We start from the raw sequence: 22,951 nt of genomic DNA on the forward strand, positions 1-22,951 counted from the left end.
CGGCGTCAGCGAGTCGGCCCTCCGGCGTGCGGTAGGGCCGAGGGGCCGGTGCGCGCGAGCGCCGCGCCGGTCCACTTCTCCTCGCCGGTCACCTCGCGGATCACGTCCAGGAACGCCGGCACGACGGACGGCAGTTCCTCGCCACCGTCGACCTCCGCGACAACGGTGCCGTCCGGGAGCACATCGACGGCAAGGCCACCTGGGTAGTGGTGGCGGACCTTGCGCAGCTCGGCGGCCGGCAGATGCGCCAACGCGCCCCATTCGGCGTCATCGAGATACATCGTGGTGTGCACGACCCGGCCGGGCTCGATCGGGATCTTCTGCCCCAGCTTGCGCACGCTGCTGCCGTCGGCGCGCGCCATGAGCCGCAGCCGCAGCCGCGAGCCGTCGAGGTAGCGGTCCACGATCGTCGAGACCTCGAGGGCCCCGGCGGGCACGGATCGGAGAAGGAACTTCCGCTCGGACTCGACCCGCGCGTACTTCATCGACGGCATCGGACGCATGGTCCGATCCTCCCCCGGCGGGAGGGCCGAGTCGACCATGCGCAAGGGCCGAGTCGACCGTGCGCGGGGGCCGAGTCGGCCGTGCGCGGGGGCCGAGTCAGCGGTGCGCGGGGGCCGAGTCGGCGGTGCGCGAGGGCCGAGTCGGCTAGGGGCTGGCGGCGAGGAAGAGGAACGCGGCCAGCAGGATCAGGTGGATCCCGCCGTGCAGGGTCTTGGCGCGGCCCGGGACGACGGTCAGCGTGCTCACCACCAGGGTGAGCGCGAGCAGCACCATCTGGGTCGGCTCGAGGCCGAGGACGAGCGGACCGTCGATCCAGTGCGAGGTCAGCGCGATCGCCGGGATGGTGAGACCGATGGAGGCCATCGCCGAGCCGTACGCGAGATTGAGGCTGATCTGGACGCGGTCCGCGCGCGCCTGCCGTACGGCCGCGATCGACTCGGGCAGCAGCACCATCAGCGCGATGATGACGCCGACGACCGCGTCGGGCAGGCCGAGGGCGTGCACGCCGTCCTTGATCGCGCCCGACTCGACCTTGGCCAGCCCGACCACGCCGACGAGTGCCACCAGGAGCGTGACCCCGCTGATCACGGCCGAGCGGCGCCCGGGCGGGTCGGCGTGGCCGTCGTCGTCGAGGTCGCGCGACGTGCCGTCGAGCGCGACCGGCAGGAAGAAGTCGCGGTAGCGCCCGGTCTGGGTGAGGACGAAGAGCACGTACACCGCCAGCGAGGCGAGGGCCGCGAAGGCGAGCTGCGGGCCGGTGAAGATCGGCCCCGGGTGCGAGGTGGTGAACCGCGGCAGCACCAGGCACAGCACCGCGACGGTGGCCACCGCGGCCAGGGCGGCGCCGGTGCCCTCGGGGTTGAAGACCGCCATCCGGTTGCGGATCGCGCCGATCAGCAGCGCGAGACCGGCGATGCCGTTGATGCAGATCATCACGGCCGCGAAGACCGTGTCGCGGGCCAACGCCTCGGTGCCCGACCCGCCGGACACCATCAGCGCGACGATCAGACCCACCTCGATCACGGTCACCGCGACCGCGAGCAGCAGCGAGCCCATCGGCTCACCGACCTGGTGGGCGACGACCTCGGCGTGATGCACCGCGGCCAGGACCGCGCCGACGATCAGTCCCGCGATGAAGACCACCACGAAGCCGGAGGGGTGACTCCCCCACGTCACGAAGAGCTCGATGTCGGCGATGATCGGCAGCGTGATGGTCCACCGCAGCCGGGTCATCAGGCCCTGGAGGCGCAGCAGCATCGGCGCGCGCCCTCAGCCGACCGCGCGGCGCAGGCGCACGCGGTCGTAGGTCTCGCGGTGCTCGCGCCCGGTCTCGACCCAGTCGGAGGGGTCGTACTCCGGGTAGGCGATGTCGCCATCGGCGTCGAGCGGGACCAGGGTGAGGATCTGGTCGGTGGCCAGCGGCAGGGCGAGCTCGTAGATCTGGGCACCGCCGGCGATGAAGGTCTCGCCGCCGGCCTCGCGCGCCGCCTCGAGCGCGGCCTCCAGCGAGTGCGCCACGGTCACCCCGTCCGCGGTCCAGGACGGGTCGCGCGTCACCACGACGGTCGTACGCCCCGGCAGCGGGCGCCCGATGGTGTCGTAGGTGGCCCGGCCCATCACCAGTACGCCGCCCATGGTGATCGCCTTGAACTCCGCGAGCTCCCCGGGCAGGCGCCACGGGATCGCGGCAGCGCCCTCGGCGACCCGCTCCGGAGAGTTGCCGATGACGCCGTTGCGGGCTACCGCCGCGATCAGGGTGATGCGCTCGGCGACACCGGGTTCAGACACTGATCGGCGCCTTGATCGCCGGGTGCGGGTCGTAGCCCTGGACGGCGATGTCGTTGAGGTCGAAGCCGTCGATCTCGGTGATGTCCGGGTTGAGGACCAGCCGCGGCAACGGGCGCGGGTCGCGGGTGAGCTGGAGGCGGGCCTGGTCGAGGTGGTTGAGGTAGAGGTGCGCGTCGCCCAGGGTGTGCACGAAGTCGCCGACCTCCAAGCCCGTCACCTGGGCGACCATGTGCGTCAGCAGCGCGTACGACGCGATGTTGAACGGCACGCCGAGGAAGACGTCCGCGGAGCGCTGGTAGAGCTGGCAGCTCAACCGGCCCGGACCGTTCTCCTGGGGGGCGACGTAGAACTGGAACAGCGAGTGGCATGGCGGCAGGGCCATGTCGTCGACCTCGGCAGGGTTCCAGGCCGAGACGATGTGGCGCCGCGAGTCCGGTCTCGTTCGGATCTGATCGATCACGAGGGCGAGCTGGTCGATGTGTCGCCCGTCCGGCGCCGGCCATGAGCGCCACTGCGCGCCGTAGACCGGGCCGAGGTCGCCGTTCTCATCGGCCCACTCGTCCCAGATCGTGATGCCGCGCTCCTGCAGCCAGCGCACGTTGGTGTCCCCGCGCAGGAACCACAGCAGCTCGCCGAAGACCGAGCGGGTGTGGACCTTCTTGGTCGTCAGCAGCGGGAAGCCGGCGGTGAGGTCGTAGCGGGTCTGGTGCCCGAAGACGCTCAGCGTGCCGGTGCCGGTGCGGTCCGACTTCTCCACCCCTTCGTCGAGGATGCGGGTCAGGAGATCCAGGTACGACTGCACGGGGTCAGCCTAGCCGCGCGGGAGCTCGGCCAGATCCACCGTCCCGGCGATCGTCGTCCGCGTCTCGCCCCCGACCCAGATGGTGTCGCCGACCGCGTCGATGTGGACGCGCCCGCGGCGCCCGAGCGCGGTGCCCTGGCTCGCCACGTACGACGGCGGCAGGACGCCCTCGCCGATCAGCCACTGTGCGATGCCGGCGTTGAGCGAGCCGGTCACCGGGTCCTCGGCCACCCCCAGCCCGCCGACGAAGGCGCGCACCTCGATGGCGCTGTCGGAGCCCGCCGGCTGCAGCCCGACCACCCCGACGGCCAGGTCGCCGAGCGAGGCCGGGTCCGGCCAGATCGAGAGCACGGCCGCGGCGTCCTCGAGGCGTACGACGACCCAGCCCGGGCCGTTGTCCGCCCACTGCGCGTCCACGACCTCCTCGGGCCCGATCCGCAGCCCGGCGGCGATCTCACGCAGCTCCTGCGGCGACACCGGACCGGACCGGCGCAGCGGCGGCGCGGCGAAGGCCAGCCGGCCCTCCTCGCGACGCACCTCGATCAGGCCGACGCCGCACTCCTGGATCACCCGCTCGCCACGCGGTGCGCCGCCTGCCTCCAGCCAGGCGTGCGCGGTGCCCAGCGTCGGGTGGCCCGCGAACGGCAGCTCGCCCCCAGGAGTGAAGATCCGGACCCGGTAGTCCGCGGAGGCGTCGGTGGGCCCGAGCAGGAAGGTCGTCTCGGACAGGTTGGTCCAGCGGGCGAAGGCCGCCATCTGCTCGTCGCTCAGGCCGTCGGCGTCATGCACGACCGCGACCGGGTTGCCCATCAGGGGCTCAGCGGAGAAGACATCGACCTGGCGGAAGGCACGCATGCGACGACGCTACCCAAGGCGAGCGCGCGGCGGACGAAATCGGAACCCCTGCAGCGTCGGAGCACGGCCGGCGCCCGGGCGCCCGAACGCGCCGAGGGGCGGACCAGCCGGCCCGCCCCTCGGCGTTCGTACGTGTCCGGCGTGGGTCAGACGACGCCGCGCAGGAAGTACCAGACGAAGAAGGCGGCCACGATCGCCAGCAGCGGGTGGACCTTGCGCCACTGGCCCTGGCCCAGCGCGATCAGGACGTAGAGGACGACGCCCGCACCGACACCGTTGGCGATCGAATACGTGAACGGCATCAGCGTCATGGTGGCGAACGCCGGGACGGCGATGCCCATGTCGGACCAGTCGATGCCCGCGGCCTGACTGATCATCAGCGCACCCACGATGACCAGGGCGGGGCCGGTGGCCGAGGAGGGGATGATGCCGACGATCGGCGAGACGAACATCGCCAGCAGGAACAGCACGCCGGTGACGATGTTCGCCAGGCCCGTACGGGCGCCCTGGGCCACGCCGGAGGTCGACTCGACGAAGATCGTGTTGGACGAGGCGGAGGCCGCGCCACCCGCGACCGCGCCGACGGACTCGACGAGCAGGACCTGGCGCATCTGCGGGAGGCGGCCCTCGGCGTCGACGAGGTCGGCCTCGCGACCGATCGCCAGGGCGGTGCCCATCGCGTCGAAGAAGTTGGCCATCAGCACGGTCAGGACCAGGCCGATGCCCGCTCCCCAGCCGAGGACGGTGAAGACGTGGAAGCGGGCGTCGCCGATGAGGCCGAAGTCCGGGGCGGCGAAGACCTTGTCGGGCCAGGTGGCGTACGCGACCGGCGTGCCGTCCGAGGCGCCGTTGACGATCATCGCGGCGACGGTGCCGGTGACGATGGCGATGAGCAGTGCGCCCGGGACCCGCCGCGACATCAGGACGGCGGCGACCAGCAGGGTGAGGACGAAGACGAAGGTGTTCCAGTTGCGGAAGTGCTCGTTCAGCGCGACGACGGTGCCACCGCCCTCGGGGTGGATCACGATGCCGCCGTTGACGAAGCCGATGAGCGCGATGAAGAGACCGATGCCGGCACCGATCGCGCGCTTCAGGCCGTCCGGGATCGCGTTCATGATCGCCTCACGCAGGCCCACCAGGACCAGGATCAGCATCACCACGCCCTCGATGACGATGACGCCCATGGCGTCCGCCCAGCTCAGGCCGCGGCCCGCGACCAGGGTGAACGCGACGAACGCGTTGACTCCCAGGCCGGCCGCGAGTGCCATCGGCACGTTGGCGAACAGGCCCATCGCGATCGTCATGACACCGGCGACCAGCGCGGTGACGGTGACGAGCTGACCGAAGTCGAGCTGCAGGCCGGCGCCGTCCTTGACGTTGCCGAGGATGGCCGGGTTGAGGGCGACGATGTAGGCCATCGTCGCGAAGGTCACCAGACCACCGATGACTTCGGTGCGCACGGTGCTGCCGCGCTCGCTGATGCGGAAGAAGCGATCCATGGAGGGACGTCCTAGCGTCTACGGGGGATGAAACAGGGGAATACATATCACCCCGGGAACCTTTTGCCGTCTTCGATCGTCACCGCCTGAGCGGCTCAGCGGTCCGGGTAGCGCGGCCCGTCCAGCGTCCACAGCGCGCCGATGCGGCCGCCGGTGGTGGCGATCACCTTCGGGCGCGCGACCAGCCAGCCGATGGTGAGCACCAGCGCGATCGCCGGGATGCCGAAGACGACCACGATGAACGTCGTCTTGTGCCAGAACTGCGGATCGGACTGCCAGCCGGAGACGGCCATGCCGACGACGACCAGGACGATGAAGACGAGCCCGATGATGCTCGTCCACGGCGAGAACGGCGTCTGCAGGGTGCTCGGCGGGATGACGCCGCGGTCGCTGAGCTGGCGCAGCCGGATCTGGCACACGAAGATCGAGCCCCACGTGAAGAGCACCCCGATGGAGGCGCACTCCAGCGCGATGTCGAAGGCCGAGCCCGGCGCGATCGCGTTGAGGATGGCACCGAGCGCGTAGATCACCGCGGTCATGAGGATGCCGGCGTACGGGACGCCCGAGCCGCTCATCCTGAGCGTGAAGCCGGGCGCCTGCTTGGCGATGCCGAGGCTGCGCAGCACGCGACCGGTCGTGTAGAGACCCGAGTTGAGGCTCGACATCGCGGCGATGATCAGGATCGCCTGCAGCACGTCGCCGATGGCGTGGAAGCCGAGCCGGTCGAAGACGCTCACGAAGGGGCTGGTGCCGGACTCGTAGTCCTTGGTCGGGAGCATCGAGACGAGCAGCAGCAGCGAGCCGACGTAGAAGACGCCGATCCGGAGGATGACCGCGTTGACCGCGCGCGGCACCTCGCGGCGCGCGTCCTTCATCTCACCGGCCGCCACACCCACCATCTCGATCGCGGCGTAGGCGAAGACGACGCTCGACATGATCAGCACCGGGCCGTACCACTGGTAGCCGCCGCCGGTGGGCCAGAAGCCGCCGGGGTTGCTCCACAGGTTCTGGATGCCGGCGCGGTGGTCGCCGATGTGGAGCCGGCCGACGACCAGCACCACGCCGACGAGCAGGAACGCGATGATCGCGGTGACCTTGAGCAGCGAGGCCCAGAACTCGAACTCGCCGAAGGCCTTGGCCGACAGGAGGTTGACCAGCAGCACCACCGCGAGCGCGATCAGCACGGTCAGCCACGAGGGCATGCTCGCGTTGAAGTGCTTGACGTAGAGCCCGACCGCCGAGAGGTCGGCGATGCCCGTCAGCGCCCAGTTGAGCCAGTACATCCAGCCGGTGACGTACGCGCCGAGCTCGCCGTAGAACTCCCGCATGTAGGACACGAACGCGCCCGAGGTGGCGCGGTGCAGGACCAGCTCGCCGAGGGCCCGCATCAGGAAGTACGCGATCACGCCGACCACGGCGTACGAGACGACCAGCGCGGGGCCGGTGCTGTTGAGCCGGGCGGCGGAGCCGAGGAAGAGCCCGGTGCCGATGGCACCGCCGATCGCGATCATCTGGACCTGGCGCCGGCCCAGTGTCTGCTGGTAGCCCTCCTGCTCGTCCAGCTGCTCCCGCTCGATCGCGCTGGTCATCAGCCCTCCAGCGACATCGGGCCGTAGACCTCGCGGTCGTTCTCCAGGAGCGTCACTCCCGTCACCCCCTCGTCGGCGAGCTCACGCCATACCTCCCCGACCCACGACTCGGCGTCACCCTGCGAGGGGAAGCGCTGGCCTGCGTACTCGCTGCTCACGCTCACCTCCTGGCCGGCGGCGTCGAGGAGGCGCCACCACCAGGTCAGCTCCGGCGGAGAGGGCGGACGGTAGGGCGACGGCGCGTCGGTCATTCATTGCTCCCGGACGTGTGAAGGGACGAACGGCGGACGGGTGAGCTGGAAGATCTCGCGTCGACCGCGGACATCGATGCCGATCTCGGCCTCGGGATCCACTGTCGCAGAGATCAGGACGAGACCGATGCCCTGCTTGAGGGTCGGGCTGAACGTGCCCGACGTGACCTCCCCGATCAGGAGGTGCGGGCTGATCGAGGCGCTCATGTGCGGGCGCGGGATGGCCCGGCCGGTGGCGATGATGCCGCGCAGGATCCTCTTCGGTCCGGCCTCCTTGACGGGCAGCAGCACCTCGCGACCCCAGAAGGCCTCCTTCTTCCAGCCGACAGCCCAGCCGACGCCGCCCTCGAGCGGGTTGATGGTGGGCGAGATGTCCTGGCCGTGCAGCGGGTAGCCCATCTCGGTGCGCAGCGTGTCGCGCGCGCCGAGGCCGCTGGCGAGGATGCCGTACGGCGCGCCGGCGGCCAGGAGGGCGTCCCACAGGGCGCCCGCGACCTCGTTGGCGGCGACGAGCTCGTAGCCGCGCTCACCGGTGTAGCCGGTGCGGCAGACGGTCACGTCGCTGATCTCGCCCGAGGGAGCCTCGAACGGCGCCTCGGCGAACGACATGTACTCGTGGCCGGACGGCAGGCCGACGGCGTCGAGCACCTCGTCGGACTTCGGGCCCTGCACGGCCAGGACCACGTAGTCGCGGTGGTGGTTGGTGACGCTGACGCCCTCGGGCGCGCTCGCCGCCAGGCGCCGGACGACCTCGGTCGTGTTGGCCGCGTTGGGGATCAGGAAGACGTGCTCGTCGTCCTTGTAGTAGGCGATGAGGTCGTCGATGATCCCGCCGGTCGCGTCGTCGAGACAGAGCGTGTACTGCGCCTTGCCGGGCGCGATCCGGCCCAGATCGTTGGAGAGGCAGGCGTTGACGTACGCCGCGGCGCCCGGGCCGCGGACGGTCGCCTTGCCGAGGTGGCTGACGTCGAAGATCCCGACCGCCTCCCGTACGGCGGTGTGCTCCTTGGCCACGCCGCCGCCGGCGTACTCGAGCGGCATCGACCAGCCGCCGAACTCGCCGAACTTGGCTCCTAGAGCGACGTGGCGCTCGTGCAGCGGAGAGGTCAGCAGGTCAGTGGAGGAGTCCGCCATGCGCATGAACGTACCGCGTAGGCTGCGCGCGTGACGACCTACTCCCTGCGTTCCGCGAGCCCTGCCAAGACCCGTGCCGAGGCGGTCGTGGTCGGCGTGCTCCAGAGCCCCAAGGGCCCGGTGCTCGCCGCCGGCGCCGAGGAGGTGACCGCGGCATACGGTCGCAAGGCCCGTGGGCTGCTCGCCCAGCTCGGCGTGACCGGCAAGGCCGGCGAGGTCGTCCGGGTCCCGGCCGGCGATGCGCTGTCCGCCCAGCTGCTCGTGCTCGTCGGCCTCGGCGACGCGGTGAGCACCGATGCGCTCCGCCGCGGTGCCGGTGCCGCCGCCCGCGCGGTCCCGAACGCGACGTCGGTCGCGCTCGCGCTGCCCGCCGACTCCCCCGAGCTGGTGCGCGCGGTGACCGAGGGCGTGATCCTCGGCGGCTACACCTTCACCGCCTACAGGTCCGGTGACGACTCCCCGGCGCCCGCGGACGTCATCCTGCTCTCTTCGGCCGCGAAGCAGGCCGAGATCGTCACCGCCTTCGAGGAGGCCCAGACGCTGGCCGCCGCGGTCCGTACGGTCCGCGACTGGGTCAACACGCCGCCGGCCGATCTCACTCCGCCCGTCTTCGCCGACGCCGTCCTGGCCGCGGCCACCGAGGTCCAGGGCGTCAGCGCGACCGTCTTCGACGAGGTCGCACTGGCCGAGATGGGCTGCGGCGGCATCCTGGCCGTCGGCTCGGGGTCGTCGGCCCCGCCGCGGCTCGTCGAGCTGTCCTACTCCCCCGCCGACCCCGTCGCGCATCTCGCGCTCGTCGGCAAGGGCATCACCTTCGACTCAGGCGGCCTGAGCATCAAGCCCGGCTCCGGCATGGCGACGATGAAGTCCGACATGCACGGCGCCGCGAGCGTGGTGCAGGCGACGCTGGTGATCGCCGCGCTCGGGCTCCCCGTACGGATCTCGACGTTCGTGCCGATGGCCGAGAACATGATCTCCGGCGCCGCGATGCGCCCCGGCGACATCATCACCCACTACGGCGGCACCACCTCGGAGATGCTCAACGCCGACGCCGAGGGCCGCCTGATCCTGGCCGATGCGCTGGTGCGGGCCACCGAGGTCGCACCCGACGCGATCATCGACGTCGCCACCTTGACCGGCGCGATGGTGGCCGCCCTCGGCGACCGGATCACCGGCGTGATGGGCACCGACGGGACCGTCGAGGCGATCCTGGCCGCGGCGAAGTCCGCCGGGGAGGACGCCTGGCCGATGCCGCTGCCCGAGATCATGACCGAGCGGGTGCACTCCTCGAAGATCGCCGACCTGTCCCAGTACGACGCGATCCGCTGGGGCAGCGGCCTGTTCGCGGGCGCCTTCCTGCGCGAGTTCACCGCCGGCCTGCCGTGGGCGCACCTCGACATCGCGGGCCCGTCCTGGAACGGCGGCGGCGCGTACGGGCACATCACCACCGGCGGCACGGGCACCGCGGTGGCGACGCTGGTCGACTACGCCCGGGCTCTCGCCGGCTGACTCATCTGCCCTCGAGCTTGCGCTGCTTGGAGATGCGGCTGTTGTAGTCGCGCATCCGCTGCGGCACGCCGACGACCGCCGCGTCGTAGGACGGCACGTGCCGGTCGTTGCAGAACTCGTGCGCCCAACGCACCGACGGCACCCGGCGGCGGGTCCACTCACCGTCGTGGGCGACCAGCAGCAGGGTCACCTCGCTGACCGCCGTGCGCGGCTCGACGAAGCCCTCGACGCCCTTGCGGGCCTCGATGAACGACTCCAGGTGCGCGACGTCGGCACCGTCCGCGGCGCGTACGCGCGTCGATCCCGTACGGGCGCTGTCGCGCGTCGGAGCACTCCAGCGCCGACCGCGGCGCCACCGATCCCACCAGGCCATGGATGAAGTGTGCCGCCCCGGGCCACCGCGTGGTGGCATCTCCGGTTACTCACTGGTATCCGAACCGGGTTCTGGACACATGGGGGCAGGGTGCCAAGATTGGGTCACCACCAGTCGCAGCGAAGGAACTCCATGGCCACCGAAGTCACCCTCCCGGCACTCGGCGAATCCGTCACCGAGGGCACCGTCACCCGTTGGCTGAAGAACGTCGGTGACACGATCGCCGTCGACGAGCCCCTGCTCGAGGTCTCCACCGACAAGGTCGACACCGAGATCCCTTCGCCGGTCGCGGGCACGCTGCTCGAGATCAAGGCCGCTGAGGACGACACGGTCGAGGTCGGCGCGATCCTCGCCGTCATCGGCGCGGCTGACGAGGCCGGCGCTGCCGCCGCCCCGGCCGCTCCCGAGGCGCCCGCCGAGCAGGCTGCACCCGCCGAGCCGGCCGCCCCCGCTGCCGAGGCTGCTCCGGCGCCGGCGGCTCCCGAGGCCCCCTCCGCTCCTGCTGCCCCGGCCCCGGCCGCCGGCGGCAACGCCACGTCGGTGACCCTGCCCGCCCTGGGCGAGTCGGTCACCGAGGGCACCGTCACCCGTTGGCTGAAGAACGTCGGCGACGCCGTCGCGGTCGACGAGCCCCTGCTCGAGGTGTCCACCGACAAGGTCGACACCGAGATCCCCTCCCCCGTCGCGGGCACCCTGCTCGAGCAGAAGGTCGCCGAGGACGAGACCGTCGAGGTCGGTGCCGAGCTCGCGCTGATCGGTGACGCCGGTGCTGCGCCGGCCGCCGCCGAGCCGGCCGCTCCGGCCCCTGCCGCCGAGGCCCCGGCCGCTCCTGCTGCTCCCGCGCCTGCTGCTCCCGCCCCGGCCGCCGAGGCGCCCGCTGCGCCGGCCGCTCCCGCTGCGCCGGCCGCTCCCGCTCCCGCTGCGCCGGCCGCTCCGGCGCCGACCAGCCCCGCCGAGTCCGCGCCGCTCGCCCCGGTCAACACGATCGAGGCCGGCGGCTACGTCACGCCGCTGGTGCGCAAGCTCGCCAACCAGCACGGTGTCGACCTCAACTCCATCACCGGCTCCGGCGTCGGCGGCCGCATCCGCAAGGAGGACGTGCTCGCGGCCGCTGAGGCCAAGAACGCGCCCGCCGCTGCTGCCCCGGCCGCGCCCGCCGCGGCTGCTCCGGCCGCTGCCGCCCCCGCCGCCGCCCCGTCGCCGCTGCGTGGCACCACCGAGAAGCTCTCCCGCCTGCGCAAGGTCATCGCCCAGCGCATGGTGGAGTCGGTCCAGGTCTCGGCGCAGCTGACCCAGGTCATGGAGGTCGACGTCACCAACATCGCCCGCCTGCGCGACGCCAACAAGGCGGCGTTCAAGGCGCGCGAGGGCGTCAACCTCTCGTACCTGCCGTTCTTCACCAAGGCCGTCGTCGACGCGCTCAAGGTGCACCCGAAGCTCAACGCCACGATCGACACCGAGGCCGGCGAGGTCACGTACTACGACGTCGAGAACGTCGCGTTCGCCGTCGACACCGAGCGCGGCCTGCTCACGCCGGTCGTGAAGGAGGCGGGCGACCTGTCGATCGCCGGCATCGCGAAGAAGATCGCGGACGTCGCCGAGCGCACCCGCACCAACAAGATCACCCCGGACGAGCTCTCCGGCGGCACCTTCACGATCACCAACCTCGGCTCGTTCGGCGCGCTGCAGGACACGCCGATCATCAACCAGCCGCAGGTCGCCATCCTCGGCCCGGGTGCCGTCGTGAAGCGCGCCGTCGTCATCGACGACCCGAACCTCGGCGAGACGATCGCGGTCCGCTACATGGTCAACCTCTCGCTCACCTACGACCACCGCCTGGTCGACGGCGCCGACGCCGGCCGCTTCCTGCAGGACGTCAAGAAGCGCCTCGAGGCTGCCGCCTTCGAGATCTGAGATCTCACCGGTGCGAGGCGCTAGCCTCGCCCCATGATCCGCCGCCGCGCGCTGCTCCTCGGTCTTCCGACCGTGGGAGTGGCCGCGGCGGCGGCCATTTTCGGCGGCGTCGAGTCCGGTGCGCTGCCGGGCAGGACCCGGATCGACGACCTGCTCGGGCTGACCGGCCCGGACGGCGTCATCCCGGACATCACGCCCGGACGGACCGACACCGGCTCGTTCGCCTCGACGCACCGCGGCGGCGCCCAGACCCGGTGGGCGCTGGCCCTGCCGCCCGGAGAGCACCGCGACCTGCCGCTGGTGGTCGCACTGCACGGACGTGGCGGGAGCTACGACACGGCGATGCACCAGCTCGGCATCCCGCAGTTCCTGGCGCAGGCGGTGGCCGACGGCGTGCCGCCGTTCGCGGTCGCCTCGGTCGACGGCGGTGACTCGTACTGGCATCTCCACGAGGGTGTCGACAGTGGCGCGATGGTCACCGGCGAGCTCATCCCGATGCTCGGCGAGCGCTTCGCGGCGCGCCTCGACGCGAGCCGGCTCGGTCTCTACGGCTGGTCGATGGGCGGGTACGGCGCCCTGCGGCTCGCCGGCCTGCTCGGGTCGAGGCGGGTGCGCGGGGTCGCGGTCGCGAGCCCGGCGCTGTGGGTGGACTCCTCCGGCGTCTCCTCCGCAGGGTTCTCCACCGCTCAGGAGTACGACACCTACTCGGTCTTCCACGACCAGTCCGAGCTCGACGGGATCCGGGTACGGGTCGACATCGGCCGCGACGACCCGTTCTTCGTCGCGACGAAGCAGTACGTCGCCGGCTTCGCGCCGGCGGCGCACGTGGTCAGCTCGTTCCCCCGCGGCACGCACGACGCCGGCTTCTGGCGCCGGATGCTGCCGGCAGAGCTGCGCTTCCTGGGCCGCGCGCTGACCTAGCCATCCGGCTGGGTGGACCGCTACTCGCCCGTACGTGGGCCCCGGCGTAGCCTCGACAGCGTGAGTGAGCTGCGCTTCGAGGACCACGGGATCATCGACTACCTCGAGGCCTGGGAGCTGCAGAAGCAGATCCATGCCGAGGTCGTCGCCGGCACCCGTCCCGACACCGTGCTGCTGCTCGAGCACCCGCCCACCTACACCGCCGGGAAGCGCACCGATCCGTGGGAGCGCCCGGCGGACTCCGGCGGCGCGCCGGTCATCGACGTCGACCGTGGCGGCAAGATCACCTTCCACGGCCCCGGCCAGCTGGTCGCGTACCCGATCGTGCGCCTGCCCGACCACGTGCTGGTGGTCGACTTCGTCCGCCGCCTCGAGGAGGCGATGATCCGGACCTGCGCCGAGTTGGGTGTGACCACCGCCCGTGTCCCCGGCCGCAGCGGCGTCTGGCTCCGAGCGGACGACTCCACGGACCCGTCTGCTCGTCCCGAGCGCAAGATCGCGGCGATCGGGCTGCGGGTCAGCCGGGGCGTCACGATGCACGGCCTCGCGATGAACGCCGACGTCGAGATGAGCTGGTACGACCGCTTCGTGCCCTGCGGCATCGCCGACGCCGGCGTCACCAGCCTGAGCCTGGAGCTCGGCCGCGACGTGACGGTGAAAGAGCTCGAGCCGGTGCTGCGCCGCCACCTCGTGACCTACCTGGCCTGGCAGCCGTACGACGCCACCCCCGACTACGAGCCGCGTCCGGAGCCCAAGCACGCTCCCAAGATCCAGCTCCTCACCCCCGCGAAGTAGGATGGATCAGTGACTCTCGCCCCTGAAGGACGCAAGCTTCTCCGCCTGGAGGTCCGCAACGCGGAGACCCCGATCGAGCGCAAGCCGGAGTGGATCAAGACGCGGGCGAAGATGGGCCCCGAGTACACCGCGCTGCAGAAGCTGGTGAAGTCCGAGGGCCTGCACACGGTCTGCCAGGAGGCCGGCTGCCCCAACATCTACGAGTGCTGGGAAGACCGCGAGGCGACCTTCCTCATCGGCGGCGACCAGTGCACCCGCCGCTGCGACTTCTGCCAGATCGACACCGGCAAGCCGCAGCCGCTGGACCGCGACGAGCCGCGTCGCGTCGCGGAGTCGGTCCAGTCCATGGGCCTCAAGTACGCCACCATCACCGGTGTCGCCCGCGACGACCTGGAGGACGGCGGCGCGTGGCTGTACGCCGAGACCGTACGGGCCATCCACGAGCTCAACCCCGGCACCGGTGTCGAGAACCTCGTGCCCGACTTCAACGGCAAGCCCGACCTGCTGCAGGAGGTCTTCGAGTCACGCCCCGAGGTGCTCGCACACAACCTCGAGACCGTGCCGCGGATCTTCAAGCGGATCCGCCCGGCCTTCCGCTACGAGCGCTCCCTGGACGTGCTCACCCAGGCGCGTGCCTTCGGCCTGGTGACGAAGTCCAACCTCATCCTCGGCATGGGCGAGACCCGCGAGGAGATCAGCCAGGCGCTGCAGGACCTGCACGACGCCGGCTGCGAGCTGATCACGATCACCCAGTACCTGCGCCCGAGCCTGCGCCACCACCCGGTCGAGCGGTGGGTCAAGCCCGAGGAGTTCCTCGAGCTCCAGGAGGAGGCCGAGGAGATCGGCTTCTCCGGCGTCCTGTCCGGTCCGCTCGTACGTTCGTCGTACCGCGCCGGTCGCCTGTACCGTCAGGCCATCGAGCGTCGCGAGACGCCCGCCGCCATCTGAATCCGACCTTGCTAGAGAGGCACCACCTCTGATGTCCCAGCTCGACCCGAGCTCGATGAGCCGTCGGCAGCAGTTCGCCGAGACCTACCGGATGACCAAGCAGGCCGACCCGAAGATCGGGCTGGTCATCGCCATCTGGTTCCTGGTCGGCGCGATCATCGGCGGCGTCGCCTTCTGGCTGCTCCCCGGCACCGGCATCCTCGGCGTCGTGTTCACCGTCATCGGTGCGCTCCTGTTCGGTGTCGTCGCCGCGCTGATCATCTTCTCCCGCCGTGCGCAGAAGGCCGCGTACGCCCGGATCGAGGGCCAGCCCGGCGCCGCCGCCGCGGCGCTCAACATGCTTCGCCGCGGCTGGACCGTCACCCCGGCGGTCGGCTTCACCAGGAACCAGGACGTCGTGCACCGCGTCGTCGGCCCTCCGGGAGTCGTCCTGGTCGGCGAGGGCACCAGCCCCGCGCGGGTGAAGGCGCTGCTCGCCACCGAGCGCACCAAGCACCAGCGCGTTCTGCCCGAGACCCCGATCACCGAGGTCATCGCCGGCAAGGGCGAGGGCGAGGTCCCGCTGGAGAAGCTGATGCGCCACTTCACCCGGATGAAGCGTGAGGTCCGCCCCGCGGAGATCACCGACATCCTCTACCGGCTCAAGGCCCTCGACGCCCAGCGCGGCACGCTGCCGCTGCCCAAGGGCCCGGTGCCGACCAGCATGAAGGGCCAGCGCGGCAACCTCCGCGGTCGCTGATCCTCAGCCCGCGAACTTCGCGCCGGCGCCCTTCATCAGCTCGGCCAGGTCGGCGACCTCGCCCGCCGGCGGCGCGACGACGTCGACCTTGGCGCCGAAGTCACTGAGGTGCATGGTCGTCGTCCCGAGGGTGCCCATGTCCATCTTCATCTGGACCGGGTGGCCCTCGTCGTCGATCCACACGCTCTCGTGCACCGAGTCGGGCATGGTCACGCCGGACTCGGTGGGCAGGCCGCTGGGCATCATCTCAGCCATCGCACCCTTCGTGTCGACCACGAAGTCGTACTGCTTGGCGTCGACGCCGTCGACGGTGGCCGGGCCGACGTAGGTGCCGCCGGTGACGTACTTCGCGTACTTGTCGATGCTCGCGGCCGGGTTCTGCAGCGCGTCGGTGAGGCCCGAGGTGTCCATGCCGGCCATCGAGCCCAGCTCGTCGAAGCTCATGGAGAACCACGACTTGCCACCCGGGACGGCCGCGGCGGCGGCCGCCGGCAGCTGCATGTACATGTCGGTCCCGATCATCCGGACCTCCATCCTCTGAGCGCCGACCGTCATCGACATCTGGGCGAGCAGCGACGGCTTCGCCTGCTCGACGCCCTCCATGTGCATCGACCCCATCGGCCCCGCTGCCATGTCGGCCGAGATCCGCATGGAGGTCAGGTCCTTGGTCGCGGCGGTCAGCAGGTCCTTGGCATCGGCGGCCGGGACGGCCGCCCCGGGCTTGAGACCGTCGACGGCGGGGTTGTCGGTCGCGGTCGTCGGGGCGCCGCCGTCCCCGCAGGCGCCCAACACGCCTAGGGCAGCGACGGCGATGCCCGCAGCGGTCGTACGGCGGATGGTTCGGTACATGGCGGCCTCCGGGAGTCGACGGACCGCCCCATGGCGACCCGTTCCTACTGTGCGCTCTTCCCCGTCGCGCCGTTCATCAAACTGGTCATGTCCTTGACCTGGCCGGCCGGGGGCGCGGTCACGGTGACCGGCTCGCCCCACTCCGAGAAGGACTCGGTCACCTTCTCGCCGCCGACCGCGGTGGACATCTGCTTGTAGCGCCCGTCCTGGTCGAACCAGACGTCGATCGTCTCCGACGTCGGCATCGACCCGGTGGCACCCGCGGCGGCGCTCGGCATCGCCGAGGCGAGCGCCTCGGTGTCCACCGTCATCCGGTAGTGGTCGGTCTCGGTGCCGTCGATCGTCTCCTTGCCGACGTACGTGCCGCCGGTGACGGCGTCACCGAACCGGTCGAACATCGCGGTCGGGTCGAGGGAGTCGAGCCCCATCCGGGCCAGCGGGCTGTTCTTGTCGTCGATCGCGACGCCCACGTACTTGTCGCCGAAGGTCTTCGACTTCAGGTACATGTGGTTGTCGACCATCAGCATCGTGATGTCGCCACCGAGGCTGCTGGACGCGAGATGCAGCGCCGCCTTGAGCGGCTTGGCGGCCATGTCCATATCGCCGGAGCCGGACATCGCGACCTGACCGGTCATCCTCATCTCGACGTGCACCGTGGTCGCCGAGGACATCGCCGCGCTGAACATCTGCTTCACACTCGCGGCGTCCACCGCGGACCCGGGAGCGAAGGCGTCACCGGTGGTCCGGGCGGAGGCGCTCGAGCCGGCACCGGAGGGGGCAGCGCTGTTGCTCACCGCCGAGCCACCTCCACAGGCCGAGGCGGTCAGCGCGAGCCCGATCGCCAGGCCGGCGAGCGCCGTACGTCGTGTGTGCGTCATCTGGACGGGTCCCTTCAGCCAGCGAGTCGGCGGAAGAACGAGCGATAGGTCTGCAGGGTCACGGTCGCGGTGTTGCAGGAGATGTCGTGCAGGCCGCGGCCGTCGGGACGGAAGACGAGCGGCGGGATGACGACCGCGATCATCAGCTGCCGCGCGAGCGAGCGCAGCGGGTCCAGGGGTCGCGGGTCGCCGTCGATCCGCACGGTCCGCAGGCGCGTGGCGAGCTTGCCGAACGAGCCGCCGGCCAGCATGGTCAGCACCGCGGACTCGACCACGTACACCGGGAGCGCGAAGGTGCTGGCGTGGTCGCCTGCGGTGAAGAAACGGTGCGGTCCGACCACGAAGATCACCAGCAGGCTGGAGAGCACCCAGTCGATGAGGAGCGCGAGCGCGCGACGGGGCCAGGAGGCGGTCTCGAAGGGCAGCGCACGACGATCCGTGGCGGCAGGCAGGGTCGAACTCACCCGGCAAGAGTAGGTGGCCGGCCCCGAAACGGCCTTGTTTACATGCCTGAAACATTCCGGCGACTTCGTGAAACCTTCGGTCACTAACGTTCGCTCGAAGACCGACAGACCCCGACGCGCAACTCTGCGTCCATGCGAGGAGCTACCACCACATGACCGCCAACGCCGTACGTCTGGCCGCCATCCGCGAGATCTCGGCGAACGAGGCCCCTGCCCCGTTCTTCGACGCCGCTGAGAAGACGGGCGCCATCTTCGGCGAGAACGTCTTCAGCCTCTCGGTGATGCAGAAGCGTCTGCCCAAGTCGGTCTACAAGTCCGTCGCCGCCACCATCGAGAAGGGCGAGAAGCTCGACCCCGCCGTGGCCGACATCGTCGCCTCCGCGATGAAGGACTGGGCGATGGAGCGCGGTGTCACCCACTACGCCCACGTCTTCTACCCGCTCACCGGCCTGACCGCCGAGAAGCACGACTCCTTCATGGAGCCGGTCGGCGACGGCACGGCCATCTGGGAGTTCCAGGGCAAGACCCTCATCCAGGGCGAGCCGGACGCCTCCTCCTTCCCCAACGGCGGCATCCGCGCCACGTTCGAGGCCCGCGGCTACACCGGTTGGGACGTCCAGTCCCCCGCGTACATCCTGGAGAACCCGAACGGCTCCACCCTGTGCATCCCGACGATCTTCGTCTCGATGACCGGCGAGGCCCTCGACCACAAGACCCCGCTGCTGCGCGCCCAGAACGCCATGTCGGCGCAGGCCCAGCGCGTCCTCGGCCTCTTCGGCCACAAGGACATCGACAACGTCGTCTCGTACTGCGGCCCCGAGCAGGAGTACTTCCTGATCGACTCGGCCTTCGTGAACTCCCGCCCCGACCTGCTCATCGCCGGCCGTACGCTCTTCGGCGCCAAGCCGCCGAAAGGCCAGGAGTTCGACGACCACTACTTCGGCGCCATCCCCGAGCGCGTCCTGGCGTTCATGCACGACACCGAGCGCGCCCTGTTCAAGCTGGGCATCCCGGCCAAGACCCGCCACAACGAGGTCGCCCCGGGCCAGTTCGAGATCGCCCCGGTCTTCGAGCGCGCCAACCTGGCCTCGGACCACCAGCAGCTGCTGATGTCGACCTTCAAGTCGATCGCCAAGAAGCACGGTTTCGAGTGCCTGTTCCACGAGAAGCCGTTCGCCGGCGTCAACGGCTCGGGCAAGCACGTCAACTTCTCGTTCGGCAACGGCAACCAGGGCAACTTCCTCAACCCGGGCGACAACCCGCACGACAACGCCCAGTTCCTCGTCTTCTGCGCCGCGATCATCCGCGCGGTCCACCAGTACGGCGGCCTGCTGCGCCTCACCATCGCCTCGGCCGGCAACGACCACCGCCTGGGCGCGAACGAGGCCCCGCCGGCGATCATCTCGATCTTCCTCGGCGACCAGCTCGCCGACGTCTTCGACCAGATCGCCAAGGGCGGTGCGACCTCCTCGAAGCAGAAGGGCACCCTGTCCGTCGGCGTCGACAGCCTCCCGGTCCTGACCAAGGACGCCGGCGACCGCAACCGCACCTCCCCGATGGCCTTCACCGGCAACCGCTTCGAGTTCCGCGCCGCCGGCTCGAACCAGACCGTCGCCGCCCCGATGGTCGTCATCAACACGATCATGGCCGAGGCGCTCGACCACATCGCCACCGAGATCGAGACCGCCGTCGCGGGCGGCACCGAGTTCAACGCTGCCGTCCAGGCGGTCCTCGCCTCGATCATCGAGCAGCACGGCGCGGTGATCTTCAACGGCAACGGCTACTCCGAGGAGTGGCACGCCGAGGCCGAGCAGCGTGGCCTGAAGAACCTCCGCACCACCGTCGACGCCCTGCCGGAGTACCTCACCCCGGAGTCGAAGGCGCTGTTCTCGAAGTACGGCGTCTTCTCCGAGGCCGAGGTCGAGTCCCGCTTCGAGATCGGCGTCGAGCAGTACGTCATGGCCATCAACGTCGAGTCGAACCTGACCGCCGAGATCGCCCAGACCACGATCCTGCCGGCCGCGCTGCGTCACCAGACCGAGCTCGCGGGCAACGTCTCCGCGCTCAAGGCCGCCGACCTCCCGGACAGCGCCGTGGACACCACGGATCTTCTGGCCGTCAGCGAGCTCGTCACCGAGCTCCGCGCCGGCATCGCAGCCCTCAAGGCGGCCAAGGCCGGCGCCCACGACGCCGGCGCCGGCATCGCCGAGGCGGCGTACTACCGCGACGCCGTCCTGCCCGCGATGCTGCGGCTCCGCACGGTCGCCGACGCCCTCGAGGGCATCGTCGCCGACGACCTGTGGTCGCTCCCGACCTACCAGGAGATGCTCTTCATCCGCTGATGCAGTTGAACTGAATGTTTGCTCCACAACGGGGGCCGTCACCCCGCGCGGGTGTCGGCCCCCGTTGTGGGTTGTGTAGGTTGCTTCGCAGGTTTCCGACCGGACTCACAAGGAGAAATCGTGTTCAAGACCAACGATGAGCTGATGCAGTTCATCCAGGACGAGGGCGTCGAGTTCGTCGACATCCGTTTCGTCGACCTTCCCGGCATCCAGCAGCACCTGACCGTCCCGGTCTCCTCGTTCAGCCTGGAGCCTGCAGCGTTCGACGGCTCGTCGATCCGCGGCTTCCAGAGCATCCACGAGTCCGACATGGCGCTCTACCCGGACGTCACCACGGCGTACATCGACCCGTTCCGCAAGAACAAGACGCTCGCGATGATGTACTTCGTCCACGACCCGATCACGGGCGAGGCGTACTCCCGCGACCCGCGCAACATCGCCCGCAAGGCGCTCGCGTACCTCGAGACCACGGGCATCGGCGACACCGCGTTCTTCGCACCTGAGGCGGAGTTCTTCATCTTCGACTCGGTCCGCTTCTCCACCGGCATCAACAAGTCGTTCTACGAGATCGAGTCCTTCGAGGGCTCCTGGAACAGCGGCGCCGCGACCAACCCGGACGGCACCCCCAACCGCGGCTACAAGGTCCGCACCAAGGGCGGCTACTTCCCGGTGACGCCGACCGACGGCACGCAGGACCTGCGTGATGACATGGTCAAGCACCTGGAGAACTCCGGCCTGCTGGTCGAGCGTGCCCACCACGAGGTCGGCACCGGCGCGCAGGCGGAGATCAACTACCGCTTCGACACGCTGCTCAAGGCCGCGGACGACATCATGAAGTTCAAGTACATCGTCCGCAACACCGCCTGGGAGGCCGGCAAGTCGGTCACCTTCATGCCGAAGCCGCTCTTCGGCGACAACGGCTCGGGCATGCACGTGCACCAGTCGATCTGGAACAACGGCGAGCCGTTGTTCTATGACGAGAACGGCTACGGCGGCCTGTCCGACCTGGCCCGCTGGTACATCGGCGGCATCCTGCGGCACGCCCCGGCCGTGCTGGCGTTCACCAACCCGACGGTGAACTCCTACCACCGCCTGGTCCCGGGCTTCGAGGCCCCGATCTCGCTGGTCTACTCCTCGCGCAACCGCTCCGCCGCGGTCCGGATCCCGATCACGGGCTCCAACCCGAAGGCCAAGCGCATCGAGACCCGCTTCCCGGACCCGTCGTCGAACCCGTACCTCGCGTTCTCCGCGCTTCTCCTGGCCGGCATCGACGGCATCAAGAACAAGATCGAGCCGCCCGCGCCGATCGACAAGGACATCTACGAGCTGCCGCCGGACGAGATGGCCGAGATCGCCCAGGTCCCGACCACGCTCAGCGACGTGCTCCAGGCCCTGCGCGACGACCACGAGTTCCTCACCGTCGGCGACGTCTTCACCGAGGACCTCATCGAGATGTGGATCGACTGGAAGACGAACAACGAGATCCTGCCCGTGCAGCTGCGCCCGCACCCGCACGAGTTCGAGCTCTACTACGACATCTGAGCCCTTCTCACCTGTCTGCACCCGAAGGCCTCGGCATCATGCCGGGGCCTTCGGCCGTTTGGGATGATGGCCCGATGCGCGTGACCGCCATCCACATCGCCCCGGGACGCCGGCTGCCCGTGACGTACGTCCCGTCGGTGACGGCCGAGGCGGGCAAGGGCCTGATCGGCGATCGCTACCACGGCGCGAAGCACCGTCACGTGACGCTCCAGGCGCAGGACGAGCTCGACGAGGCGGCCGCGCAGCTGGGCGTCGAGTTCGAGCCGGGCCAGACGCGACGCAACATCACCGTCGACCACGGCCCCATCCCGTCGAAGCCGGGCGAGCGACTGCGGATCGGCGACGTGGACCTCGAGGTCGTCCGGATCGCCGCGCCCTGCCGGATCCTCGACGACACCATCGCCCCCGGCGCCGCCGCGGCGCTGCGCCGACGCGCGGGGACCTGCTTCCGGATCCTGGAGGGCGGCGAGATCCGCATCGGCGACGAGGTCGTTGTGTCCTGAAGGTCGGACCTCGAGCTGTGCGCCCCGCGGCGGTGATCGAACGATCGTCCGACGGCCGAAGAGTGCCCTCGGTCGTCGAACGAACGTTCAGCCGCTCAGGGCCGGTGCCGGCCGCACAGGCGCGTCGCGTTCGGGCACGGCTGACAGCTGACGTCAGGGCTCAGCTCCGCAGCCGGGCCCAGGTGTCGATGCTCGTCCACTCCCCCTTGAACCAGTCGGCGTCGACGTTGCGCCCCTCGTGACGGAAGCCGAGCCGGTCGAACAGCCGGGCGACCGGCTCGTTGCGCGCGTCGGTGATGGCGAAGACGCGGTGCGCACCGCCGGCGAAGAGCCCGTCGACCAGCGCCGACAGAGCCTCGGTCGCGTACCCCGACCCCTGGGCCGCAGGGGCCAACGTCACGCCCACCTCGTACGTGTCCGGCTGGTCGGCGAGCGCATGGACGGCCACGTCACCCACCAGGATCCCGGCGCGCCGCACGCCGACCTGCAACCAGCGCCCCGAGCCCGGCTCCACGGTGGCGGGCTGCCCGCTGAGCAGCGCGTCGGCGTCGGCCACGGAGTAGCCCGGGCTCCAGCCCTGCCAACGGGCGACGTCGGGGTCGCGGCGGTAGGCGACGAACGCGTCCCGGTCCGCTGCTGAGAGCGGCGCGAGCTCGAGCCGCTCGGTCACGATCGGGAAGATCAGCACGCCCGCACGCTAGCGGCTACGAGCGGCACGCCGGGCCGGAAGTCGTCTCCCGGCCCGGCGTGGG

At 70.5% G+C, this 22,951-nt stretch carries 23 protein-coding genes; 9 read left to right on the plus strand and 14 right to left on the minus strand.

Annotation, left to right across the window (positions count from 1 at the left end; all coding sequences use genetic code 11):
* Window positions 1-5: 5 nt before the first annotated feature.
* The 9 genes from KSO98_RS03835 to gcvT all read right to left on the minus strand — a co-directional run bounded on the left by KSO98_RS03835 (window position 6) and on the right by gcvT (window position 8,422).
* The gene (locus KSO98_RS03835; RefSeq protein ID WP_225283592.1) at window positions 6-503 is read right to left on the minus strand and encodes a hypothetical protein; all 498 of its coding nucleotides are present in this window, start codon (window positions 501-503) and stop codon (window positions 6-8) included.
* A gap of 145 nt (window positions 504-648) precedes the next feature.
* Window positions 649-1,761: a calcium:cation antiporter gene (locus KSO98_RS03840; protein ID WP_225283593.1), complete on the minus strand. Its 1,113-nt coding sequence runs from the start codon at window positions 1,759-1,761 to the stop codon at window positions 649-651.
* Window positions 1,762-1,773: 12 nt separating this feature from the next.
* Window positions 1,774-2,292: a dihydrofolate reductase gene (locus tag KSO98_RS03845; protein ID WP_225283594.1), complete on the minus strand. Its 519-nt coding sequence runs from the start codon at window positions 2,290-2,292 to the stop codon at window positions 1,774-1,776.
* Window positions 2,285-3,094 (minus strand): thymidylate synthase, encoded by an 810-nt coding sequence (locus KSO98_RS03850; RefSeq protein ID WP_225283595.1) that lies wholly within the window; start codon window positions 3,092-3,094, stop codon window positions 2,285-2,287. The genes KSO98_RS03845 and KSO98_RS03850 overlap by 8 nt, the downstream gene beginning before the upstream one ends.
* Window positions 3,095-3,103: 9 nt before the next feature.
* A complete protein-coding gene (locus KSO98_RS03855; protein WP_225283596.1) occupies window positions 3,104-3,949 on the minus strand; it encodes a PhzF family phenazine biosynthesis protein in 846 nt (281 codons plus the stop codon).
* Between the two features lie 146 nt (window positions 3,950-4,095).
* Complete coding sequence (locus KSO98_RS03860) at window positions 4,096-5,448, minus strand: NCS2 family permease (RefSeq protein ID WP_225283597.1); 1,353 nt, start codon at window positions 5,446-5,448, stop codon at window positions 4,096-4,098.
* A gap of 95 nt (window positions 5,449-5,543) precedes the next feature.
* Window positions 5,544-7,037: an amino acid permease gene (locus tag KSO98_RS03865; RefSeq protein WP_225283598.1), complete on the minus strand. Its 1,494-nt coding sequence runs from the start codon at window positions 7,035-7,037 to the stop codon at window positions 5,544-5,546.
* Window positions 7,037-7,288, minus strand: coding sequence for a hypothetical protein (locus KSO98_RS03870; RefSeq protein WP_225283599.1), 252 nt, complete (start codon window positions 7,286-7,288; stop codon window positions 7,037-7,039). The genes KSO98_RS03865 and KSO98_RS03870 overlap by 1 nt, the downstream gene beginning before the upstream one ends.
* Window positions 7,289-8,422, minus strand: a complete 1,134-nt coding sequence (gcvT, locus tag KSO98_RS03875; RefSeq protein WP_225283600.1) for a glycine cleavage system aminomethyltransferase GcvT — start codon at window positions 8,420-8,422, stop codon at window positions 7,289-7,291.
* 30 nt (window positions 8,423-8,452) lie between these two features.
* On the opposite strand from gcvT, the gene KSO98_RS03880 reads away from it, so the two are divergent.
* Window positions 8,453-9,931 carry a leucyl aminopeptidase gene (locus KSO98_RS03880; RefSeq protein ID WP_225283601.1) on the plus strand — a complete coding sequence of 493 codons (1,479 nt, stop codon included), beginning with the start codon at window positions 8,453-8,455 and terminating at the stop codon, window positions 9,929-9,931.
* Between the two features lies 1 nt (window position 9,932).
* On the opposite strand, the gene KSO98_RS03885 is transcribed toward KSO98_RS03880, so the two are convergent.
* Window positions 9,933-10,304, minus strand: a complete 372-nt coding sequence (locus KSO98_RS03885) for a hypothetical protein (RefSeq protein ID WP_225283602.1) — start codon at window positions 10,302-10,304, stop codon at window positions 9,933-9,935.
* A 132-nt stretch (window positions 10,305-10,436) separates the two neighbouring features.
* On the opposite strand from KSO98_RS03885, the gene sucB reads away from it, so the two are divergent.
* The 5 genes from sucB to KSO98_RS03910 are packed head-to-tail and all read left to right on the plus strand — an operon-like array spanning window position 10,437 to window position 15,621.
* Window positions 10,437-12,218 carry a 2-oxoglutarate dehydrogenase, E2 component, dihydrolipoamide succinyltransferase gene (gene sucB / locus KSO98_RS03890; RefSeq protein ID WP_225283604.1) on the plus strand — a complete coding sequence of 594 codons (1,782 nt, stop codon included), beginning with the start codon at window positions 10,437-10,439 and terminating at the stop codon, window positions 12,216-12,218.
* A 33-nt stretch (window positions 12,219-12,251) separates the two neighbouring features.
* Entirely contained in the window at window positions 12,252-13,139 is an 888-nt protein-coding gene (locus tag KSO98_RS03895) for an alpha/beta hydrolase (protein ID WP_225283606.1), read from the plus strand.
* A gap of 60 nt (window positions 13,140-13,199) precedes the next feature.
* Complete coding sequence (lipB, locus tag KSO98_RS03900) at window positions 13,200-13,934, plus strand: lipoyl(octanoyl) transferase LipB (RefSeq protein ID WP_225283608.1); 735 nt, start codon at window positions 13,200-13,202, stop codon at window positions 13,932-13,934.
* Window positions 13,935-13,943: 9 nt separating this feature from the next.
* The gene (gene lipA / locus KSO98_RS03905) at window positions 13,944-14,882 is read left to right on the plus strand and encodes a lipoyl synthase (RefSeq protein ID WP_225283610.1); all 939 of its coding nucleotides are present in this window, start codon (window positions 13,944-13,946) and stop codon (window positions 14,880-14,882) included.
* Window positions 14,883-14,913: 31 nt separating this feature from the next.
* Window positions 14,914-15,621 carry a DUF4191 domain-containing protein gene (locus KSO98_RS03910; protein ID WP_225283611.1) on the plus strand — a complete coding sequence of 236 codons (708 nt, stop codon included), beginning with the start codon at window positions 14,914-14,916 and terminating at the stop codon, window positions 15,619-15,621.
* A gap of 3 nt (window positions 15,622-15,624) precedes the next feature.
* On the opposite strand, the gene KSO98_RS03915 is transcribed toward KSO98_RS03910, so the two are convergent.
* Genes KSO98_RS03915 through KSO98_RS03925 form a run of 3 tightly spaced genes read right to left on the minus strand, consistent with a single transcriptional unit; the run spans window position 15,625 to window position 17,812 of the window.
* Complete coding sequence (locus KSO98_RS03915) at window positions 15,625-16,470, minus strand: SCO4651 family lipoprotein (protein ID WP_225283612.1); 846 nt, start codon at window positions 16,468-16,470, stop codon at window positions 15,625-15,627.
* Between the two features lie 44 nt (window positions 16,471-16,514).
* Window positions 16,515-17,348, minus strand: a complete 834-nt coding sequence (locus KSO98_RS03920; RefSeq protein ID WP_225283613.1) for an SCO4651 family lipoprotein — start codon at window positions 17,346-17,348, stop codon at window positions 16,515-16,517.
* A gap of 14 nt (window positions 17,349-17,362) precedes the next feature.
* Window positions 17,363-17,812: an RDD family protein gene (locus tag KSO98_RS03925; protein ID WP_225283614.1), complete on the minus strand. Its 450-nt coding sequence runs from the start codon at window positions 17,810-17,812 to the stop codon at window positions 17,363-17,365.
* A 152-nt stretch (window positions 17,813-17,964) separates the two neighbouring features.
* Between KSO98_RS03925 and KSO98_RS03930 the strand changes: the two genes are divergently transcribed.
* The 3 genes from KSO98_RS03930 to KSO98_RS03940 all read left to right on the plus strand — a co-directional run bounded on the left by KSO98_RS03930 (window position 17,965) and on the right by KSO98_RS03940 (window position 22,199).
* Entirely contained in the window at window positions 17,965-20,154 is a 2,190-nt protein-coding gene (locus KSO98_RS03930) for a glutamine synthetase III family protein (protein WP_225283615.1), read from the plus strand.
* Between the two features lie 120 nt (window positions 20,155-20,274).
* Window positions 20,275-21,696 carry a type I glutamate--ammonia ligase gene (gene glnA, locus KSO98_RS03935; RefSeq protein WP_225283616.1) on the plus strand — a complete coding sequence of 474 codons (1,422 nt, stop codon included), beginning with the start codon at window positions 20,275-20,277 and terminating at the stop codon, window positions 21,694-21,696.
* Between the two features lie 74 nt (window positions 21,697-21,770).
* Window positions 21,771-22,199, plus strand: a complete 429-nt coding sequence (locus tag KSO98_RS03940; RefSeq protein ID WP_225283617.1) for an MOSC domain-containing protein — start codon at window positions 21,771-21,773, stop codon at window positions 22,197-22,199.
* 160 nt (window positions 22,200-22,359) lie between these two features.
* Here KSO98_RS03940 and KSO98_RS03945 read toward each other — a convergent pair whose 3' ends face one another.
* Window positions 22,360-22,887: a GNAT family N-acetyltransferase gene (locus KSO98_RS03945; protein ID WP_225283618.1), complete on the minus strand. Its 528-nt coding sequence runs from the start codon at window positions 22,885-22,887 to the stop codon at window positions 22,360-22,362.
* Window positions 22,888-22,951: the final 64 nt, after the last annotated feature.

Origin of the sequence: Nocardioides nematodiphilus, assembly GCF_020216525.1 — a bacterium.
Classification (GTDB): domain Bacteria; phylum Actinomycetota; class Actinomycetes; order Propionibacteriales; family Nocardioidaceae; genus Nocardioides; species Nocardioides nematodiphilus.

What these genes read in the sequence shown, in the direction of transcription:
- gcvT (WP_225283600.1), bottom strand. Translation starts at nt 8,422, where the DNA reads ATGGCGGACTCCTCCACTGACCTGCTGACCTCTCCGCTGCACGAGCGC.
- sucB (WP_225283604.1), top strand. Translation starts at nt 10,437, where the DNA reads ATGGCCACCGAAGTCACCCTCCCGGCACTCGGCGAATCCGTCACCGAG.
- KSO98_RS03865 (WP_225283598.1), bottom strand. Translation starts at nt 7,037, where the DNA reads ATGACCAGCGCGATCGAGCGGGAGCAGCTGGACGAGCAGGAGGGCTAC.
- KSO98_RS03840 (WP_225283593.1), bottom strand. Translation starts at nt 1,761, where the DNA reads ATGCTGCTGCGCCTCCAGGGCCTGATGACCCGGCTGCGGTGGACCATC.
- KSO98_RS03835 (WP_225283592.1), bottom strand. Translation starts at nt 503, where the DNA reads ATGCGTCCGATGCCGTCGATGAAGTACGCGCGGGTCGAGTCCGAGCGG.
- KSO98_RS03910 (WP_225283611.1), top strand. Translation starts at nt 14,914, where the DNA reads ATGTCCCAGCTCGACCCGAGCTCGATGAGCCGTCGGCAGCAGTTCGCC.
- KSO98_RS03915 (WP_225283612.1), bottom strand. Translation starts at nt 16,470, where the DNA reads ATGTACCGAACCATCCGCCGTACGACCGCTGCGGGCATCGCCGTCGCT.
- KSO98_RS03895 (WP_225283606.1), top strand. Translation starts at nt 12,252, where the DNA reads ATGATCCGCCGCCGCGCGCTGCTCCTCGGTCTTCCGACCGTGGGAGTG.
- KSO98_RS03860 (WP_225283597.1), bottom strand. Translation starts at nt 5,448, where the DNA reads ATGGATCGCTTCTTCCGCATCAGCGAGCGCGGCAGCACCGTGCGCACC.
- KSO98_RS03855 (WP_225283596.1), bottom strand. Translation starts at nt 3,949, where the DNA reads ATGCGTGCCTTCCGCCAGGTCGATGTCTTCTCCGCTGAGCCCCTGATG.
- KSO98_RS03870 (WP_225283599.1), bottom strand. Translation starts at nt 7,288, where the DNA reads ATGACCGACGCGCCGTCGCCCTACCGTCCGCCCTCTCCGCCGGAGCTG.
- KSO98_RS03940 (WP_225283617.1), top strand. Translation starts at nt 21,771, where the DNA reads ATGCGCGTGACCGCCATCCACATCGCCCCGGGACGCCGGCTGCCCGTG.
- KSO98_RS03930 (WP_225283615.1), top strand. Translation starts at nt 17,965, where the DNA reads ATGACCGCCAACGCCGTACGTCTGGCCGCCATCCGCGAGATCTCGGCG.
- KSO98_RS03885 (WP_225283602.1), bottom strand. Translation starts at nt 10,304, where the DNA reads ATGGCCTGGTGGGATCGGTGGCGCCGCGGTCGGCGCTGGAGTGCTCCG.
- KSO98_RS03920 (WP_225283613.1), bottom strand. Translation starts at nt 17,348, where the DNA reads ATGACGCACACACGACGTACGGCGCTCGCCGGCCTGGCGATCGGGCTC.